17 protein-coding genes are annotated in these 18,853 nt (G+C 35.9%); 12 read left to right on the top strand and 5 right to left on the bottom strand.

Features of this window, described 5'->3' with window-relative positions; translation table 11 throughout:
* Positions 1–42: 42 nt before the first annotated feature.
* On the bottom strand, positions 43–483 hold the full coding sequence (locus MHI02_RS12980) for a cell wall hydrolase (protein WP_204797696.1): 441 nt from the start codon (positions 481–483) through the stop codon (positions 43–45).
* Positions 484–781: 298 nt separating this feature from the next.
* Between MHI02_RS12980 and MHI02_RS12975 the strand changes: the two genes are divergently transcribed.
* Both MHI02_RS12975 and MHI02_RS12970 read left to right on the top strand, forming a co-directional pair.
* Entirely contained in the window at positions 782–1,081 is a 300-nt protein-coding gene (locus tag MHI02_RS12975) for a helix-turn-helix domain-containing protein (protein ID WP_052771711.1), read from the top strand.
* Complete coding sequence (locus MHI02_RS12970) at positions 1,078–2,055, top strand: IS3 family transposase (protein ID WP_341165959.1); 978 nt, start codon at positions 1,078–1,080, stop codon at positions 2,053–2,055. Before MHI02_RS12975 ends, MHI02_RS12970 begins: the two co-directional genes overlap by 4 nt.
* A gap of 39 nt (positions 2,056–2,094) precedes the next feature.
* Here the strand turns inward: MHI02_RS12970 and MHI02_RS12965 are convergent, their stop codons facing one another.
* Positions 2,095–3,504, bottom strand: coding sequence for an ISLre2 family transposase (locus tag MHI02_RS12965; protein ID WP_341165774.1), 1,410 nt, complete (start codon positions 3,502–3,504; stop codon positions 2,095–2,097).
* Positions 3,505–4,108: 604 nt separating this feature from the next.
* On the opposite strand from MHI02_RS12965, the gene MHI02_RS12960 reads away from it, so the two are divergent.
* On the top strand, positions 4,109–4,408 hold the full coding sequence (locus MHI02_RS12960) for a helix-turn-helix domain-containing protein (protein WP_052771711.1): 300 nt from the start codon (positions 4,109–4,111) through the stop codon (positions 4,406–4,408).
* Positions 4,405–5,286 (top strand): IS3 family transposase, encoded by an 882-nt coding sequence (locus MHI02_RS12955; RefSeq protein ID WP_052771788.1) that lies wholly within the window; start codon positions 4,405–4,407, stop codon positions 5,284–5,286. Before MHI02_RS12960 ends, MHI02_RS12955 begins: the two co-directional genes overlap by 4 nt.
* Positions 5,287–5,760: 474 nt before the next feature.
* Here the strand turns inward: MHI02_RS12955 and MHI02_RS12950 are convergent, their stop codons facing one another.
* The gene (locus MHI02_RS12950) at positions 5,761–6,360 is read right to left on the bottom strand and encodes a lytic transglycosylase domain-containing protein (protein WP_047185356.1); all 600 of its coding nucleotides are present in this window, start codon (positions 6,358–6,360) and stop codon (positions 5,761–5,763) included.
* A gap of 146 nt (positions 6,361–6,506) precedes the next feature.
* Positions 6,507–6,725: a small acid-soluble spore protein SspI gene (gene sspI / locus MHI02_RS12945; RefSeq protein ID WP_047185355.1), complete on the bottom strand. Its 219-nt coding sequence runs from the start codon at positions 6,723–6,725 to the stop codon at positions 6,507–6,509.
* A gap of 97 nt (positions 6,726–6,822) precedes the next feature.
* On the opposite strand from sspI, the gene MHI02_RS12940 reads away from it, so the two are divergent.
* From MHI02_RS12940 to MHI02_RS12925, 4 genes are all read left to right on the top strand, one after another.
* Positions 6,823–7,572 (top strand): TrmH family RNA methyltransferase, encoded by a 750-nt coding sequence (locus tag MHI02_RS12940; protein ID WP_047185354.1) that lies wholly within the window; start codon positions 6,823–6,825, stop codon positions 7,570–7,572.
* A gap of 366 nt (positions 7,573–7,938) precedes the next feature.
* Complete coding sequence (pheS, locus tag MHI02_RS12935) at positions 7,939–8,973, top strand: phenylalanine--tRNA ligase subunit alpha (protein ID WP_047185353.1); 1,035 nt, start codon at positions 7,939–7,941, stop codon at positions 8,971–8,973.
* 13 nt (positions 8,974–8,986) lie between these two features.
* Positions 8,987–11,413 (top strand): phenylalanine--tRNA ligase subunit beta, encoded by a 2,427-nt coding sequence (gene pheT, locus MHI02_RS12930; protein ID WP_341165958.1) that lies wholly within the window; start codon positions 8,987–8,989, stop codon positions 11,411–11,413.
* A 386-nt stretch (positions 11,414–11,799) separates the two neighbouring features.
* On the top strand, positions 11,800–12,591 hold the full coding sequence (locus MHI02_RS12925) for a LysM peptidoglycan-binding and 3D domain-containing protein (RefSeq protein WP_047185351.1): 792 nt from the start codon (positions 11,800–11,802) through the stop codon (positions 12,589–12,591).
* Between the two features lie 61 nt (positions 12,592–12,652).
* Here MHI02_RS12925 and rnhC read toward each other — a convergent pair whose 3' ends face one another.
* Positions 12,653–13,588: a ribonuclease HIII gene (gene rnhC, locus MHI02_RS12920; RefSeq protein ID WP_084823993.1), complete on the bottom strand. Its 936-nt coding sequence runs from the start codon at positions 13,586–13,588 to the stop codon at positions 12,653–12,655.
* 116 nt (positions 13,589–13,704) lie between these two features.
* Between rnhC and zapA the strand changes: the two genes are divergently transcribed.
* The 4 genes from zapA to MHI02_RS12900 all read left to right on the top strand — a co-directional run bounded on the left by zapA (position 13,705) and on the right by MHI02_RS12900 (position 18,810).
* Entirely contained in the window at positions 13,705–14,013 is a 309-nt protein-coding gene (gene zapA / locus MHI02_RS12915; protein ID WP_244986880.1) for a cell division protein ZapA, read from the top strand.
* Between the two features lie 6 nt (positions 14,014–14,019).
* The gene (locus MHI02_RS12910; protein WP_047183678.1) at positions 14,020–14,562 is read left to right on the top strand and encodes a CvpA family protein; all 543 of its coding nucleotides are present in this window, start codon (positions 14,020–14,022) and stop codon (positions 14,560–14,562) included.
* A gap of 165 nt (positions 14,563–14,727) precedes the next feature.
* Positions 14,728–16,446, top strand: a complete 1,719-nt coding sequence (polX, locus tag MHI02_RS12905) for a DNA polymerase/3'-5' exonuclease PolX (RefSeq protein WP_047183679.1) — start codon at positions 14,728–14,730, stop codon at positions 16,444–16,446.
* Between the two features lie 21 nt (positions 16,447–16,467).
* On the top strand, positions 16,468–18,810 hold the full coding sequence (locus tag MHI02_RS12900) for an endonuclease MutS2 (protein ID WP_047183680.1): 2,343 nt from the start codon (positions 16,468–16,470) through the stop codon (positions 18,808–18,810).
* The last annotated feature ends 43 nt before the right edge of the window (positions 18,811–18,853 follow it).

Here is an 18,853-nt window from a genome sequence, read left to right as displayed (position 1 = left end):
ATACTTAATGTAACTGCTTTAAAGATATCATTTGGAAATTAATTATCCAGAGTACACGCTATCACATGTTCCAGCCGCGGGTTCATAAAAACAATGTTGTTTAAATTGACCAGCAAATGGTTGATTGTACCATGTGGGAGGGCATGGAGCATATGGATTAAAGTACCAAAGGGCATATTTCGCTGGTTGTTTTCTCCAATATTCCAAATTCTGTCTTGCTAACCTTCTTTCAGATTCTCTTGCTCTTTGGTAAAAAACATTGCCTTTTTGAACAGCTTCAAATGAGAAATTTCCTCCTTGCACTTGAAAAATAACATCTTCAATTGTTCTTAACTCATTAAAGTCCACACAATCTGCTACAGCACGATTAACAATTACATTTCCTACATATAGCATCCCTAGTTTACCTTCGCCTTCAGCTTCAGCTCGCATCATCCTTGCCATTAAGTTAACGTCTGCGTTTCGGTAAGCAACTCTTGCCATTTTTTCCACCTCCAGAATATAGTATGAAAAAAAGTTAAATTAATGACATTGTGTGTTAAAAAACTTGGCATTTATCCCATCTTAAGCATCTGGGGAAACAAAAAGGTAGGTGGGAGATCAACTGCCCGTAAAGATCCAATAAGTGCGATTAACTGTTATCACGGCCAAAAGAGCAAGCAATCGTCGAAGAAATGTCCGTGACACGTTGTTATTGTATCAGTAAAGTAGACAATTTTAGAAAGTGTCCTATTCATTTGATAATCTTATAGTAGAAAAAGATAGAAATTAGGGGATGAATATGGCAAGACAACTAAAAAGATACAGTTATGAATTAAAGAAAACAGTAGTTGAAAAATATTTCGAGGGGCACGCGATCCGTGATTTGATAAAAGAATATAACATTAGTGCACCTCGAGTAGCGAATCGTTGGGTTAATAAAGTACGTGAAGGAGGTTATGAAGCGTTAAAAGATACAAGAGGTATGAAAAGCATAGGTAAACAGAAACGAAAAGAAGAGGAAACCAAAGATGAAATTATCGAAAGACAAGCATTACAAATTGAATATTTAAAAAAGCTTTTGGAGCTGGAAAGGATGTGAGAAAGCAGAAAGAGGTACAATTTTCCTTTATAGAAGCGAATGAGAAAGATTATCCTGTTACGATGTTAGTTCAACTGACTGATGTATCACGATCTGGTTATTATAAATGGAAAAAACGTGGAGGGGGTAGTGTTCAGGCACAAAGGGATGAAGAATTATACAACTACATCATCAAATTACATCATAAACATCGTGGTACGTTGGGGAGAAAAAGAATGAAAATGGCATTAAAAGATGAATATGGCATTGAGGTTGGAGAGAGGCGTGTATCCAAGATCATGCGGAAATATGGTATTCGTTGTAAAATCCGTCAAAGGCGTTCTGTCAAGCGTAACGAAATAAATAAAAAAGTACCTAATCTATTAAACCGCAACTTTCAAGCGAAGAAACCTGGAATAAAGTTTGCGATTGATATTACCTATTTACCAGTGGAAAAGGGACCAAACAAATATATTTATCTGTGTGCGATTAAAGATTTATTTCATGACGAGATTGTGGCGTATGCAATTAGTCATCGTCAAGATATAGAACTTGTGTACGAAGCATTAAATCGTTTAAAAGAAAAAAAGTTTGTGAAAGGTGCCATTCTACATAGTGATCAAGGCACACAATTCACAAACGCTGGTTATCAAATGCGTGTCAAAGAGATGGGCCTCACCCCATCTATGTCTCGCAAAGGCAATTGCTGGGACAACGCATGCATTGAGAACTTCTTTAGTCATTACAAGTGTGAAATAGAATGCTTCTTTGAAAATGCAAAGAATGTATTTGAAGTTCAAAATGCGGCAAACCAATATATCCATTACTTTAATCATAATCGAATCAACACAAAATTACAAACAAGTCCCGTAAAATGTATGTGTCAAGTTTTTCTCGGTGTGTCTTTCACACCAATATCTTCGGCACTCTATTTTTGTACACTTTTTCGGCTACCGCGCGACCTCCGTCGCTTGCTGTCCCCAATTTTTAGGTAACGTTCTAAAAACCAAGAACCTTACCTAAAAATCAGGGAGTTAACTAAAACTTTTTATTAACTGTCCAATAGCTGATGAATGAGCTGTATTTAGGCTTATTTTGCCTTGTTTTACTCCTATTGATGGTTGTGTCACCTGGCGTAGGAATTCTGTCATACGAACCGTCTTTTTCACGTCACGCTGCTTTCTAACACTTCGTTTTTGATCCTTCAGATATACAGATCGTAATGTTTTATTTAGAATCCCTTGCTTAATTTTCACCATTGCTTCACTACCTTCTGAACTCCAATGCATTCCACGCTTTTTCATTCGGAATGAAATATGGCGTTGGTTGGATTCCATTGCGCCCATGCCTCTTGCGTCTTTAGGTGGATTCTCAACTTTCTTTCTCCAATCAAAAATCCGATCCCAATTACCGCCAATATATTTACGAAAAACCTCTGCTTTTTCCAGTTGTTTATCCGTTTCTAAAGTACTCTCAAATGTATCCATCCAACGTGTAAAATCATCAAGATTGTGCTCTTTGATTGCCTTTTGTACACCATCCTTAAACTGGCTCTTTTTAGCTCCAAAAGTTCGGTTCAACGCCTTGGAAATATGAAAGGAATCCAATTGATTTAAAACTGGATATTCGGACTGTGAGAAAGCTTCTTGAAAACGTTCTGCAGTATAGCCTTGGCCACCATCACTATTCGTAACCACTTGAGTCTTTTCTAAGGAATAATGATTAGCCGTATACGCTTGGACTTCTTTCCAAAAATCATTCGTTGGTTTGGTTGTCATGATGACCTGTGGATTCTTTAGTGAAATGCGCTTTCCATTTCTACACCAACCTTCGTGGAGTACCGCATGATGGACTTCGTGACTTGTCTTTTTCTTTGTTCCACGCACAAATACACCATCTGCCTCGGCAAATAAAAAGTCTAATTCTTCTCCTTTTGGTAAATAGGCAGCCTCCTCTAATTCAACTAACATTTCCTCATCGGCTTTTGCTTGTGCTTCTCCTACACGTTTCACTATACTTCCCACAGTTGTGTGACTTAGGTTTACGGCAGTCCATTCCCTTAATATACGTGCCGTTTCTCGATACGTACTCTCACTAGCCAACTCTGCCACTTTTACTTCAACCAAAGGACTGTGTCGTTGGTACTTTCTAAATCCAATCCACTCATCAAAGGGATAATGTGCCTTCCCATTCTCATCGTGCATTAATGTATGAGTAAAACGAACCGCCCCAAAGATAAACTGAATCGTCTTTTCATCCTCTCGTTCCACTGTCCAACCCTTACTTTGCAATTCTCTTTTAATTGTTTGATTAAGCTGTGTAAAAACGTTACCCATCAGTGTTGTAAGAAGATCATATAAACATATTTGAACTTGTTCCTCAAAGTCAATTAAATTATTTGTACCCTTTAATAAATCACTTATTTTTGATATAATTGTATTCATGAAAAGGCCTCTTTCTAATGTATTTGCCTGGTAGCATACATTAATGATAGAGTGCCTTTTCTTTTTTTTCTAGAATTTAGTTTCAAATCCTCGAGAACTATTTTACACATAGCCGTAAAATACATCAAGCGTTATGCCAGTTAAAAATGCATGCAGGGAGCCACAGCGGAGCTGCTTGCCCTTGCCAGGCATGCCTCTTCTTGGCGATTCGTTGTGTTGGGGATAGGGGCCCCGACCAACGAGAGCTTAGAAGAGATGGTTCGTGGTACGCTGTGTGTGCGAATAGGGAGCTTTAATAGCTTTATTTTTCCCGATTCGCCACTTTATTCACCACCACGAACCCAAATGCCTGGCAAGGGTGGTGGATATGATAAGAGCTCAAATATTTGGTAAGACAATGTATTGAGTAAAAATTTAGAGACACTTCAGTACTGTCTACTTGACAGAACCAGGTGCACGTGTTATCACGGCCAAAAGAGCAAGCAATCGTCGAAGAAATGTCCGTGACACGTTGTTATTGTATCAGTAAAGTAGACAATTTTAGAAAGTGTCCTATTCATTTGATAATCTTATAGTAGAAAAAGATAGAAATTAGGGGATGAATATGGCAAGACAACTAAAAAGATACAGTTATGAATTAAAGAAAACAGTAGTTGAAAAATATTTCGAGGGGCACGCGATCCGTGATTTGATAAAAGAATATAACATTAGTGCACCTCGAGTAGCGAATCGTTGGGTTAATAAAGTACGTGAAGGAGGTTATGAAGCGTTAAAAGATACAAGAGGTATGAAAAGCATAGGTAAACAGAAACGAAAAGAAGAGGAAACCAAAGATGAAATTATCGAAAGACAAGCATTACAAATTGAATATTTAAAAAAGCTTTTGGAGCTGGAAAGGATGTGAGAAAGCAGAAAGAGGTACAATTTTCCTTTATAGAAGCGAATGAGAAAGATTATCCTGTTACGATGTTAGTTCAACTGACTGATGTATCACGATCTGGTTATTATAAATGGAAAAAACGTGGAGGGGGTAGTGTTCAGGCACAAAGGGATGAAGAATTATACAACTACATCATCAAATTACATCATAAACATCGTGGTACGTTGGGGAGAAAAAGAATGAAAATGGCATTAAAAGATGAATATGGCATTGAGGTTGGAGAGAGGCGTGTATCCAAGATCATGCGGAAATATGGTATTCGTTGTAAAATCCGTCAAAGGCGTTCTGTCAAGCGTAACGAAATAAATAAAAAAGTACCTAATCTATTAAACCGCAACTTTCAAGCGAAGAAACCTGGAATAAAGTTTGCGATTGATATTACCTATTTACCAGTGGAAAAGGGACCAAACAAATATATTTATCTGTGTGCGATTAAAGATTTATTTCATGACGAGATTGTGGCGTATGCAATTAGTCATCGTCAAGATATAGAACTTGTGTACGAAGCATTAAATCGTTTAAAAGAAAAAAAGTTTGTGAAAGGTGCCATTCTACATAGTGATCAAGGCACACAATTCACAAACGCTGGTTATCAAATGCGTGTCAAAGAGATGGGCCTCACCCCATCTATGTCTCGCAAAGGCAATTGCTGGGACAACGCATGCATTGAGAACTTCTTTAGTCATTACAAGTGTGAAATAGAATGCTTCTTTGAAAATGCAAAGAATGTATTTGAAGTTCAAAATGCGGCAAACCAATATATCCATTACTTTAATCATAATCGAATCAACACAAAATTACAAACAAGTCCCGTAAAATACATCAAGCGTTATGCCAGTTAAAAATGCATGCAGGGAGCCACAGCGGAGCTGCTTGCCCTTGCCAGGCATGCCTCTTCTTGGCGATTCGTTGTGTTGGGGATAGGGGCCCCGACCAACGAGAGCTTAGAAGAGATGGTTCGTGGTACGCTGTGTGTGCGAATAGGGAGCTTTAATAGCTTTATTTTTCCCGATTCGCCACTTTATTCACCACCACGAACCCAAATGCCTGGCAAGGGTGGTGGATATGATAAGAGCTCAAATATTTGGTAAGACAATGTATTGAGTAAAAATTTAGAGACACTTCAGTACTGTCTACTTGACAGAACCAGGTGCACGTGCTATCACGGCCAAAAGAGCATGCAATCACAGAAGAAAAGTCCGTGATGCCATCAGTGGGGATAAATGGAACCCCACTGACGGTTATTCTTCTTTATACATTCCTAACAACGTAAAAAAACCTCAAGCAAAGACTTTCGCTTGAGGTTTAATGTATGTTTAGGCTAAGTAATGATTCATTATCTTCCGAACGTAATTTTGTGTTTCTTTAAATGGGGGGATTCCGTTATATTTATCTACATTACCGGGACCAGCATTGTAAGCTGCTAATGCTAATTCTGTATTTCCATTATACCGGGATAACATCTGGGCTAAATATCTGGTACCACCCTCGATATTTTGCTTAACATCAAAAGGATTGGTAACCCCTAATCCTTTTGCGGTTGCTGGCATTAACTGCATTAGCCCTTGGGCACCTACTGAACTTCTAGCATAAGGGTTATAGTTTGATTCTTGTTTAATAACAGAGTGAATCAATTTCTCATCTATTTTATATTTACGAGCTATTTCTGTAATTTCAGCATCGTATGAAGAGGTAGGTATGTATGCTTTCTCCATTTTATTAGGTAAGCTCGGTAAAGGATTTGGCTGTTTTTCCTTAATATTTTGATCCGCTATTAGTTCGTTCATTTTATCTTGTAATATATGCTTAAACGTTAGTTCAGCCATAGGGGAACTTTTTACTGAAGAGTTAAAGTGAGAAGTCATATTCACAATAGCTTGAAGTTGAATAAATTGTTGTAAGTCTCTTATTTCCATTTGGTATTCCCCTTTCGTATATTTACTATTTTACGTTTAATTATTGAAATTGGCAATCTCTAAATATGTATCGTAAACAGTATAGGGGGATCTTTGGAAATAAAAGAAATAGATGCAATGAAGCATCTATTTCATATGAGGAGTTTTTAGTTAGTTGCTTGTTTAACACCTTGTTCTAAAGCCTGAACCATTTCTTGTTTATCTTCCGGACTGGATTGCTGCCAAATTAGTTCAAATAATACCCCTAGACCAGGTAGCATTTTTTCTTCGCCAGCTTGTATAGCGTCTACTATTGTTTCTTCTAATTGGTTTTGATCGTTATTAGAGAGATTGTGTAAAATTGCTTTACGAATATTTAGATCCATGGTGACAACTCCTTTGTTTTTTAACTATGGATAGTTTGACCAATGAATGCAATAATATGTATGATAATATGGAGAAAATCGATGAAGGATGAACGAAATGATTACTTCTGTAAAAAATGAGCAAGTTAAAGCATGGAAAAAATTACAAAAGCGAAAAGAACGGACCAATACTCAAACATTTCTTGTTGAAGGGTACCATTTATTACAAGAAGCGAAAAATAGTAATTGGGGTATAAAGGAAATTATCGTACAAGAAGGGGTAGAACTACCATCTTGGTGCGATGATTTTCACATTATTGAAGTAAGTAATAATGTATTCGAGCATATTTCTGAAACGAGAAGTCCACAAGGTATTGCAGCTATAATCGAAATGAAGAAAATGGAAGATGTTGTGGGAAAACATATCTTATTAATTGATTCGGTACAAGATCCTGGTAATTTAGGAACAATTATACGAACTGCAGATGCAGCTGGATTTGATGGGGTCATTCTTGGGAATGGTACGGTAGATTTATACAATGATAAAGTTATACGTGCAACGCAAGGATCTATTTTTCATATTCCGATATTCGAAAAGGATTTACAAAAAGTTATACCTGAATTAAAAGCAGATGGATTTTCCATATGGGCTACAGCATTAGAAGGGGCAACATTATACCATGAAGTATCAATAGATACGAAAGTGGCTATTGTTTTAGGAAATGAAGGAGCAGGCGTTAATAAAGAAATCATTAACCAAGCAGATAAAATTGTAAAGATCCCCATATATGGACAAGCTGAATCTTTAAATGTCAGTATTGCTGCAGGGATTTTGATGTATTATGCAAAGGATAGTTGCAACAAGTGAAATAATTAACTATAATGTAATAAAATACGAAAAAATGAATGAAATATATGAACGCGTCGAAAGAGTTTGATAACATTCATGAGCGTTACAGGGAGGAAATGTCTAAGACTGTGAGCATTTCCATCGTATGGAATGTTGTCCCTTCACTCTGGAGCTGACACTTGGAGCTAAACAAAATAAAAGATGTGAGTACAAAATATTTTGTTTAAAGAAAGGTGTTCCGGATTTATCCGTTATCAAGTATTGAGTTGGGCACAATTAATGTGCCAACAAGGGTGGTACCGCGAATACAAGTCCTCGTCCCTTATTGGGAATGAGGGCTTTTTTTATTTTCATTCAAATGTAAAAAAAGGGAGGCTAAAAATAATGAAAGATCAATTAGAAGCTATTCAAAAAGAAGCTTTGGAAAAAGTAACGCAAGCTGCAAATCTGAAAGAATTACAAGATATACGTGTAAGTTACTTAGGAAAAAAAGGATCCATTACAAAAGTGTTAAAAGGGATGGGAAAATTATCTAGCGAAGAACGTCCAATTATAGGCCAAATGGCTAATGCAGTCCGTGATGCGATTACAACTTCAATTGAAGAGAAAGCGACGAGTTTAGAGCAAGCAGCCTTAGAAAAAAGACTAGAAGAAGAATCTATTGATGTCACATTACCCGGAAGACCTGTTAACATTGGTGGTCCCCATTTACTAACAAGTATTGTCGAAGAAATTGAGGATTTATTTATTGGAATGGGATATGAAGTGAAAGAAGGTCCAGAAGTAGAAACAGATTATTTTAACTTCGAAGCCCTAAACTTACCCAAAAACCATCCAGCCCGAGACATGCAGGATTCCTTTTATATAACAAATGAACTATTGTTACGTACGCATACTTCTCCGGTTCAGGCACGTACAATGCAGGAGTATGAAGGGAATCAGCCAGTAAAAATGATTTGTCCTGGTAAAGTGTACCGTCGTGATACAGATGATGCTACACATTCTCATCAATTTACACAGATTGAAGGATTATATGTAGATAAAAATGTAAGGATGAGTGATTTAAAAGGTACCTTAGATAAATTTGCTAAAAAGATGTTTGGTGAGGAGCGCAAAATCCGTTTACGTCCGAGTTTTTTCCCATTTACAGAACCATCTGTTGAGATGGATATTTCTTGTAAAGTTTGTCATGGAGAAGGATGTAGTGTTTGTAAAGGAACTGGCTGGATTGAAATTCTTGGTGGCGGAATGGTTCATCCAAAAGTTTTATCCATGGCAGGCTATGATCCAAAAGTTTATTCCGGATTTGCATTTGGAATGGGACCGGAACGAATTGCTATGCTGAAATACGGTGTCAGCGACATTCGTGGTTTTTATACGAATGATGTTCGTTTCTTAAAACAATATCATAAGGCTTAAAGGAGGGACTCGTATGTTAGTTTCATTTAATTGGTTAAAAAATTACGTTGATTTAGGAGATATTACTCCAGAAGAACTTGCTGAAAAAATTACGAAATCTGGTATTGAAGTAGAAGGCGTTGAGTATTTTGCCGAAGAAAGTACGAATGTTGTTGTTGGATATGTTGTATCGTGCGAGAAACACCCTAACGCAGATAAATTAAATTTATGTCAAGTCGATGTTGGGGATGAAACTTTACAAATCGTGTGTGGCGCTCCAAACGTCGCCGAAGGACAAAAAGTTGCGGTGGCAAAACCAGGAGCAAAACTTCCGGGTGGATTTAAAATTAAGAAAGTAAAATTACGCGGTATCGAATCCAATGGAATGATTTGCTCATTACAGGAACTTGGGGTAGATGAAAAATATATCCCAACAGATATTGCTGATGGGATCTTTGTATTCCCGGAAGATGCTGTAGTAGGTGAAAGTGTTGTTTCCCTTTTAAATTTAAATGATGCCATCTTAGACTTAGATGTTTTAGCAAACAGAGCGGATGCTTTAAGTATGCTAGGAGTGGCATATGATGTAGCTGCTATTCTTAATAAAGAAGTGAATCTCCCTGAAGAAGAATATTCTACTAGTGAAGGGAAAACGGAAGATTATATCGCTATTGAGGTAGAAGCACCGGAACTAAATCCATATTATGGTGCATTTATCATTCAGGATGTAGAAATAAAGCCATCTCCATTATGGATGCGAAACTATTTAATGGCCGTTGGTGTTCGTCCAATTAATAATGTTGTAGATATTACAAACTATGTATTAATGGAATACGGTCAACCTTTACATGCTTTTGATTATGATCGTTTTTCATCAGAGAAAATCGTAGTTCGCCGTGCTAATGAAGGGGAAACGATGGTTACTCTTGATGATCAAGAAAGAACGCTAACGACAGAACAGTTACTTATTACAAATGGAAAGGTACCAACTGCTTTGGCTGGAGTTATGGGTGGTGCTAACACAGAAGTAACATCAGAAACAAAAAATGTTTTACTTGAAGCGGCCTATTTCGATGGTGGATCGGTTCGCAAAACGGTTAAAGCGACTGGTTTACGAAGTGAATCCAGTACACGATTTGAAAAAGGCGTTGATCCAAATCGTGTGAAAAAAGCAGGTATGCGTGCAAGCTATCTTTTACAAAAATATGCAAATGGGAAAGTATTATCTGGTGTAGTTGAATTCGACGAGTTAGACAAGTCGGAAAAAGTAGTAACAATGGAGACTTCTGCTATCAATGCGAAATTAGGAACAGAAATTACTAGTGAAGAAATTGTGAATATTTTGAACAGATTACAATTCCCGTTCACACAAGATGGTGAGGCATTTACAATTCAAGTTCCGACTCGTCGCGGAGATGTTACAATATTTGAGGATATGTTAGAAGAAGTGGCAAGAATTTATGGATATGATAAGTTGCCATATACCTTACCAGAAGGTTCAAATCAAGCTGGACGTTTAACAGAAAAGCAATTATTAAAACGTAAAGTGAAACAATATATGCAATCAGCTGGTCTTTCAGAGATATTAACTTATTCGCTTACAAACGAGAAAAATATAAATCGACTAGTAAGTCCGGAAATATCGAAACAGAATCCAACTCCGATTAACCTTGCGATGCCTATGAGTGAAGACCACAAATATTTAAGATTAAGTATGTTACCTGAAATGTTAGGTACCTTAACATATAATTTGGCTAGAAATCAAAGTAATCTTGCATACTTCGAAATGGGATCTGTATTCATTTCTAATGAACAAAAGATTAGCAAACAGCCAAAAGAATTGTTAAGAATTGCAGGTGCGATAACAGGAAAATGGTTGGAGCAATCATGGCAACAAGAGGAAAAAGAAGTTGATTTCTTTGTTGTAAAAGGAATCTTGGAAGGTTTATCGGACTACTTAAAAGTATCAATAAGTTTCCATCAAGCGAAAGTTGACAATATGCATCCAGGTAGAACAGCGGTTGTCAAAATTCAAGATAAAACGATTGGGTTTGTTGGGCAGTTACACCCTAGTTTACAAAAAGAATTAGATTTAAAAGACACATACGTATTTGATTTAAATCTTGAAGAAATCCTTGATGCTTACGATGGTGAACCATCATTTGAAGAGATTTCGAAATATCCATCTGTTGCCAGAGACATTGCCTTCATTCTAGATAATGATGTTTTGGCAGGTGATGTTAAAACTGTAATAGAAGAAGTAGGTGCACCACTTGTCAAACAAGTAAGTATTTTTGACGTGTATGAAGGCGAAAATGTTCCAGATGGTAAGAAATCAGTTGCATATAGCTTGCTTTACCAAGATCCGCATAAAACATTGTTGGACGATGAAGTAGAAGCTTCATTTGAAAAAATTGTGGAAGCAGTAAATAATAAATTTAATTCTTATATACGTTCATAAAAGTTTGTACCGTTAACACATAGAATTTTCTGAAAGGAAGATTCTATGTGTTTTTTATGTGGATTCAAGTGCAACGATATACATGCAAGTCTAATAGCAAAACCGAGTTTTTTCTAATAAAATTTCATAGCAGTAAGAACCCAAATTATTATAGGTATGTTTGTCTTATAGAGAATAGAACCTATTAAACAAATTATATAGTAGTTGTAATGTATGAAATATACTCTTAAATGGAGTGTAACCGCACTAAGGTGTTAACCATGTTACGATTAGCTTGGCAGATAGGAAAGTTCAAACTTTCTTCCAGGGGCTTCATTACTCGCCCCACCGTAAAAGTCTGCAAAAGTGCAACAAAGGCTTTAATCAATTAAAAGGGGGACTACATAATGAAAAATTTAGTAGCCGTATTTTTGGGATTGATCTTGGCAAGCTTTGTGGGAATAACCGTAGCATCAGCACAACATGAAGTGCAAAAAGGGGATACACTTTGGGAAATTGCATTAGCACATAACACAACAGTAGAATCGTTAATGGAAGTGAATAACTTAAAAGGTACGTTAATCTATCCAAAACAAATTTTACAAACTGAAGGTGGCAAGGAAGTAAAACAGGAAAAACAACAAGGTCATCAAGAAGGTTATTATATTGTTAAAAAAGGGGATACATTAGGTAAGATTAGTGGAAATAACGGTTTAACCGTAACCCAACTAAAATCAATGAATAATCTATCATCTAACATGATTTATGCCGGTCAGAAACTAACTTTGAATGGTAATGTTCCAGCGGTAAACTCCAATCCTGCATCTGATGCTAAAGTAACTTCAATTGAGGTCAAGGAGGAAAAGGAAACTACACAAGAAAGTACTAATAATGATTCGACACCACAAGGGAAAACCATTTCCGTTGAAGCTACAGCATATACCGCTCATTGTACAGGATGTTCCGGTATAACAGCAACTGGTGTTGATTTAAGATCAAATCCAAATGCGAAAGTAATTGCTGTAGATCCAAATGTCATTCCTTTAGGAACTAAAGTACATGTGGAAGGATATGGTTATGCAACTGCTTCGGATACAGGTGGTGCAATTAATGGAAATAAGATTGATATCCATGTACCGACGAAAGAACAAGCAAATAATTGGGGCAGACGTACCGTTGAGGTAACTATCGTTGACTAGCTTTCTTTAAAATAAAAAGGTTGCTTATGCATGCATAAGCAACCTTTTTTTACATAATCAACTAATTTAAGTATTTTATTGCTTTTTTTGTGTTTGCAAAGTGTACTTTTGCCAACGAATCTAAGGCGTTTTCTCCCTTTGTTTTAATGATTTTTGCGATAACCTGATCTACTTTATTAGAAGCTCCTTTTGGTAATTCAATGCCAAATTCATTTGAAAGTTTTTCTATTTCCTTGACAAAACTAGTTCTAGCAACAATAGAACCTGCAGCCACAGCAATAGAGTAACTTTCTGCTTTTGTCATAAAATAGGTTTTTTCTTGTAATACTCGATTTTCTGATTTTAAATAATTGATATATACACCTGGTTCACAAAACTGATCAATTAATATACCTTCGTAAAATGCTTCTTTACCGATTTTTTTTCTCAAATGATTTATGGCTGCATGGTGTAACATTGCTTTCATTTTCCCCTGGGACCAACCTTTTCTTTGTAATCGGTTATATTTTTCATTATGTAAAATAACAAGCGAATACGGAATATTTAATTTCACAATTTCTTTAGATAAGTCCTTAATGATAGGGTCAGTTAAGTTTTTGGAGTCTCTAATTCCCAAATCCTTTAATAAATTGATTTGCTCTTTCTCTACATAGACCGCTCCCACTGTAATTGGTCCGAAATAATCTCCAGTACCAGCTTCATCAGAACCAATATGACTATTTGAAAATATTGTTGGCTCTGGTGAATAGGTATGTTTTTTGTTTGTTTTAGTTTTTATTAAGCTAGGTTGTGTCTTATTATTTACCCATTTATCAGCTTCCACTTCAGGAGATTTTCCTTGGAATAGTACTTTACCTGATTTATATGAGGTAATAACGGCACTGGAAGTCTTAGCTCGAAATACTGCTCCTTGCGGTGTAGAGGTAAGAGCATTCTGATAGTACTGTTTCATTTCTAGAATAATTTCTTTTGATAATTCAGTTACAATCTGTCCCAAGATATCTCTCCTTTAGAAATTTCCTTAACATAGGAATTTAATTAAACATTTAACAATATATATTGACTATAGCAAACTACGTAGGATAAGGAAAATCTTTTTAAAATAGCAGGTTCATGTTAATATTAGGTGTAGAATTCTTTGGCAGGGAGGCTTTTCTCGTGGCGGAAGTAAAAAAAGAACGTGTTACCGTGGAAATAAAAAATAGACCTTATACAGTAGTTGCAGATGAAGAATCCGCAAGTCATGTACGTTTAGTTGCAACTCTTGTTAATCAAAAAATGAAGGATTTGCAAAATGCTAATAGAAATCTTGATACAGAAAGTCTTGCTGTACTAACCGCTTTAAATACGATGAATGATTACTTAAAGTTAAAGGAAGATTATGCAAGATTGGTAGGTTCATTGAAAAGGAAAGAGGAATAGTAGAATATGTTTAATCTTGTATTATTATTGTTTTTAATGTTTGGCTTTTTTATGGGGCTTAAAAGAGGATTGATTTTACAAATATTACATTTAGTAGGATTTATCGTAGCTTTTGCCGTAGCAGCGATGTATTGTGATGATTTGGGGCCAAAACTAGCACTGTGGATACCGTACCCAGAATTACCTGAAAGTACTTGGGCTTCATTTCTTCAAACGTTACCATTGGAAAAAGGGTTTTATAATGCAGTAGCATTTGTACTTATTTTCATTGCTGTTAAAATTTTCATGCAGATTATAGCTTCTATGCTCGATTTTGTTGCCTCCATCCCTGTTATTAATTCTGTTAATAAATTGCTTGGTGCGGTTTTGGGATTTATAGAAGTATATTTGATTGCATTTATTATTTTATATATCTTAGCATTAACACCAGTAGAAACAGTGCAAGGATGGATAACTGGGTCACCAATTGCATTATTTATTGTTGAACAGACACCTTATTTCTCGGGTAAAATTTTAGATTTATGGTTCTCTTTTATGGAAGATAAGTAGAATTTGGACTTTATCCAGCAAATAAATTAAGACTGATTCATCTTATTAGTTATACAATTGTATCTCATGTACAATTGTATTAACATAAGAAGGATTAGTCTTTTAATTTTGTACAGTATATCATGAGCTACATGTAATTTTTCTAATGAAAAGGTGAAAATAACAATGGCAATAAATAAAAAAGATATTATAAAATTACTAGAGAAAATTGCAATATATTTAGAACTTAAGGGCGAGAATTCTTTTAAAATATCAGCCTATAGAAAAGCTGCTCAAGCTTTAGAAAAAGATGAACGATCGCTTGCTGAAATTGATGATTTCACAAAGATTAAGGGAATTGGTAAGGGGACCAATACCGTTATTTTGGAATATATAGAAAAAGGGTCATCAGAGACACTTAAACAACTTGAGCAAGAAGTTCCAAATGGTTTAATTCCATTACTGCAATTACCAGGATTAGGCGGTAAAAAGTTATCAAAGCTTTATCAGGAGCTAAACGTAACGGATGTAGAGTCATTAAGAGCGGCATGTGAGAATGGTAAGGTTGAAACTCTTCCTGGCTTCGGTAAAAAAACAGCGGAAAAAATTTTAGCAGCAATCGAGGAAGCGGGGACCCGTCCAGAACGGCTACCGATTGCTAATGTTATACCTATTGCAGAAAAAATAGAGACCTATATAAAATCGATGAAAGATGTTGAAAAGTTTTCATTGGCCGGAAGTTTAAGGCGAATGAAGGAGACGATAAAGGATATTGATTTTATTATTTCAACAAAAAATCCTGAGTCCATTAGAAATCAACTTTTGGACATGCCTGGTATAAAGGACGTTATTGCAAAAGGAGATACAAAGGTATCTGTTATCTATGATGATGTATATGATGTAAACGTGGATTTTCGAATCGTTACAGAAAAGGAATTTGCAACGACCTTACATCATTTTACTGGATCAAAAGACCATAATGTGGCTATGAGGCAATTAGCAAAGTCCCGTGGCGAGAAGATTAGCGAGTATGGTGTGGAAATCGAGGAGACAAAAGAAGTTCTAACTTTTAAAAGTGAGGAAGATTTTTTCCATCATTTTGGTTTAACGTATGTTCCTCCTGAGATACGTGAGAATACGGGGGAAGTTGAGTCTTTTGATAAAGCTTATCCCCTCTTAAAACTTGATGATATTAAAGGCGATTTACATATGCATACAACGTACAGTGATGGTGCACAATCATTGGAAGAAATGGTTAATCAAGTACGAAATAAAGGTTATTCCTATGTAGCGATTACAGATCATTCAAAGTATCTACGTGTTGCAAATGGATTAGACGAAAGTCGATTAAGAAAACAGAGGGAAGAAATTGATAAGTTAAATGAGAGATATGATGATATTCATATATTTGCTGGAGTGGAGATGGATATTTTACCGGATGGTAGTTTAGATTTTTCAGATGACTTCTTAACAGAAATGGATTTCGTTATTGGGGCGATTCATTCCAGTTTCAACCAATCTGAGGAGCAAATCATGGAAAGATTGTTTGCAGCATTGGAGAATCCGTACGTTTCATTAATTGCCCATCCCACCGGAAGACTAATTGGTAGACGGGATGGCTATCAAGTTGATGTAAATAAGTTAATTGAAAAAGCGAAAGAAACAAATACAGCTTTAGAAATTAATGCAAATCCAAACCGTTTAGATTTATCGGCTAAGTGGGCAAGGCAGGCCCAGGAGGCGGGAGTTCTTCTAGCTATAAATACTGATGCACACAGTTACCATATGCTTGAACATATGAAGTATGGCGTAGGAACAGCGAGAAAAGGTTGGGTTCGTAAAGATACTGTAATAAATACATGGGATAAAGATAAACTAATGAATTTTTTTAGCAGGAATAAGTAGAAATAAAAGGAGTTTAGAAGTATGAATGACCGTGTGCTTCAAATATTAGAATTTCCGAAAATTATTGAGCAATTAATCAATCAAGCAGCTACATCCATTGGTAAAGACTATGTTTCCAATATGAAACCTTCAACTGAAATAGAGAAAGTAAATCGAATGCAAGATGAAACGGATGAAGCAGCACAAATTATAAGACTAAATCAATCTATTCCTTTAGGCGGAATTACAGATATTCGAATGAGTCTCAAAAGAAGTGAAATAGGTGGTACTTTAACTACTGAAGAATGTTTAAACGTAGCAAATACCATTTATGGTGGAAGAAAAGTAAAGAATTTTATTGGAAGTCTAGAAGTTGATTTACCAATATTAAAAGAAATGGTAGACGAAATTATTTCTCTCCGGGAACTGGAACAAGAAATTAAAAATTGTATTGATGATCATGGCCATGTAATGGATAGTGCATCCCAGACGTTACGTGGTATACGTTCATCTATACGTTCATACGAGTCCAAAGTGAAAGAAAAATTAGAAGGTTATACAAGGTCAAATAGTAAAATGTTATCTGACTCCATCGTGACCATAAGAAATGATCGTTACGTTATACCGGTAAAACAAGAGTACCGTGCGTCTATTGGCGGAATTGTTCATGATCAATCATCGTCTGGTCAAACGTTATTTATGGAACCAAAAGCAGTAGTGGAATTAAATAATCACTTACAAGCTGCTTATATGAAAGAAAAACAAGAGATAGATCGGATTTTAAATGAATTAAGCGGATTAATTGCGGAACAGAGTGAATTTCTTCATCAGAATGTATCTATATTAGGCGAAATTGATTTTATTCATGCTAGAGCCTTATTAGGAAATCAAATGAAAGCTGCAAAACCAAAAATGAATAATCAAGGTATTATAAAAATGAAACAAGCACGTCACCCACTAATCCCTGTAGAAGAAGTTGTTCCAAACGATATTGAAATAGGCGAGTCTTATTCGTCTATTGTTATTACGGGGCCAAACACAGGTGGGAAGACAGTTACATTAAAAATGGTTGGATTATGTACATTAATGGCTCAGTCCGGATTACAAGTACCAGCATTAGACGGTTGTGAGTTAGCAGTCTTCCATGAGGTGTTTGCAGATATTGGAGATGAACAATCGATTGAACAGAACTTAAGTACTTTTTCATCTCACATGACAAATATTGTGGATATTATTAAAAATGTGGACCATCGTTCATTCGTATTATTTGATGAATTGGGTTCAGGAACAGATCCAGGTGAAGGTGCAGCACTGGCTATGGCAATATTAGATGAAGTTATTTCCAGAGGTGCTCAGGTTATTGCCACAACTCATTATCCGGAATTGAAGGCATATGGTTATAATCGTGAAAATGTAATTAATGCCTCTGTTGAATTTGATGTCGAAACATTACAACCGACGTATCGATTATTAATCGGCATTCCCGGGAGAAGTAATGCATTTGAAATATCAAGTCGGTTAGGGTTAGATCCCCAAATCATTGATAGAGCGAAAGGATTAGTTGGGGTAGATTCTAAAAATGTAGAAAATATGATTGCTTCATTAGAACAGTCTCAAATTTCAGCTGAAAAGGACTATGAAGAAGCGCACAAAGTATTATTAGAAAGCGAAAAAATCCACAATCAGCTGGAAAAAGAGTACAAACAGTTCCTGGATAAACGGGAACAACTATTTAAAAAAGCGGAAGAAAAAGCTGAAAAAGCTCTAACAAAAGCTCGTGAAGAAGCACAAATCATTGTAGATGAAATGAAAAATATGAAATCCAATGTGGAAATAAAAGAGCATGAGTGGATTGAAGCTAAAAAGATGTTGGAAGAAGCAAAACCGAATCTATTAAGAAAAAATGCTTCAACACAAAAGGTTTCTGCAAAAGAAACGAATGAACTTCACCCAGGAGATGAAGTCAAGTTGTTAACGGTAAATCAAAAGGGTGAAGTACTGGAAAAAGTTAGTGATAATGAATATTTAGTACAAGTCGGAATTATGAAAGTAAAGATGAAACGTAAAGACTTACAGTTATTAGGTAAACCTAAACAAAATGATGTAAAACCTGTTACAACGATTAAAGGTTCCAATTACCATGTTAAGACAGAATTAGATTTAAGGGGGGAGCGTTATGAAGATGCTCTACTTAAATTGGAAAAATATATAGATGACAGCCTGTTAGCTGGTTATCCGAGAGTGTCTATAATTCATGGAAAAGGAACAGGGGCTTTACGAAAAGGTGTACAGGACTTTGTGAAAAACCATCCGAATATTGCTTCATCAAGACCTGGTGCAAATGGTGAAGGTGGAAGTGGAGTTACTGTAATAGAGTTTCGTTAGTTTTAACTTAAAAGTAGCCATGCCCCGACAAGTGACGGAACAT

This window comes from Oceanobacillus sp. FSL K6-0118, assembly GCF_038006665.1.
Taxonomy (GTDB): Bacteria; Bacillota; Bacilli; order Bacillales; family Amphibacillaceae; genus Oceanobacillus; species Oceanobacillus caeni.
This window is presented reverse-complemented; position numbering and strand designations above follow the sequence as displayed.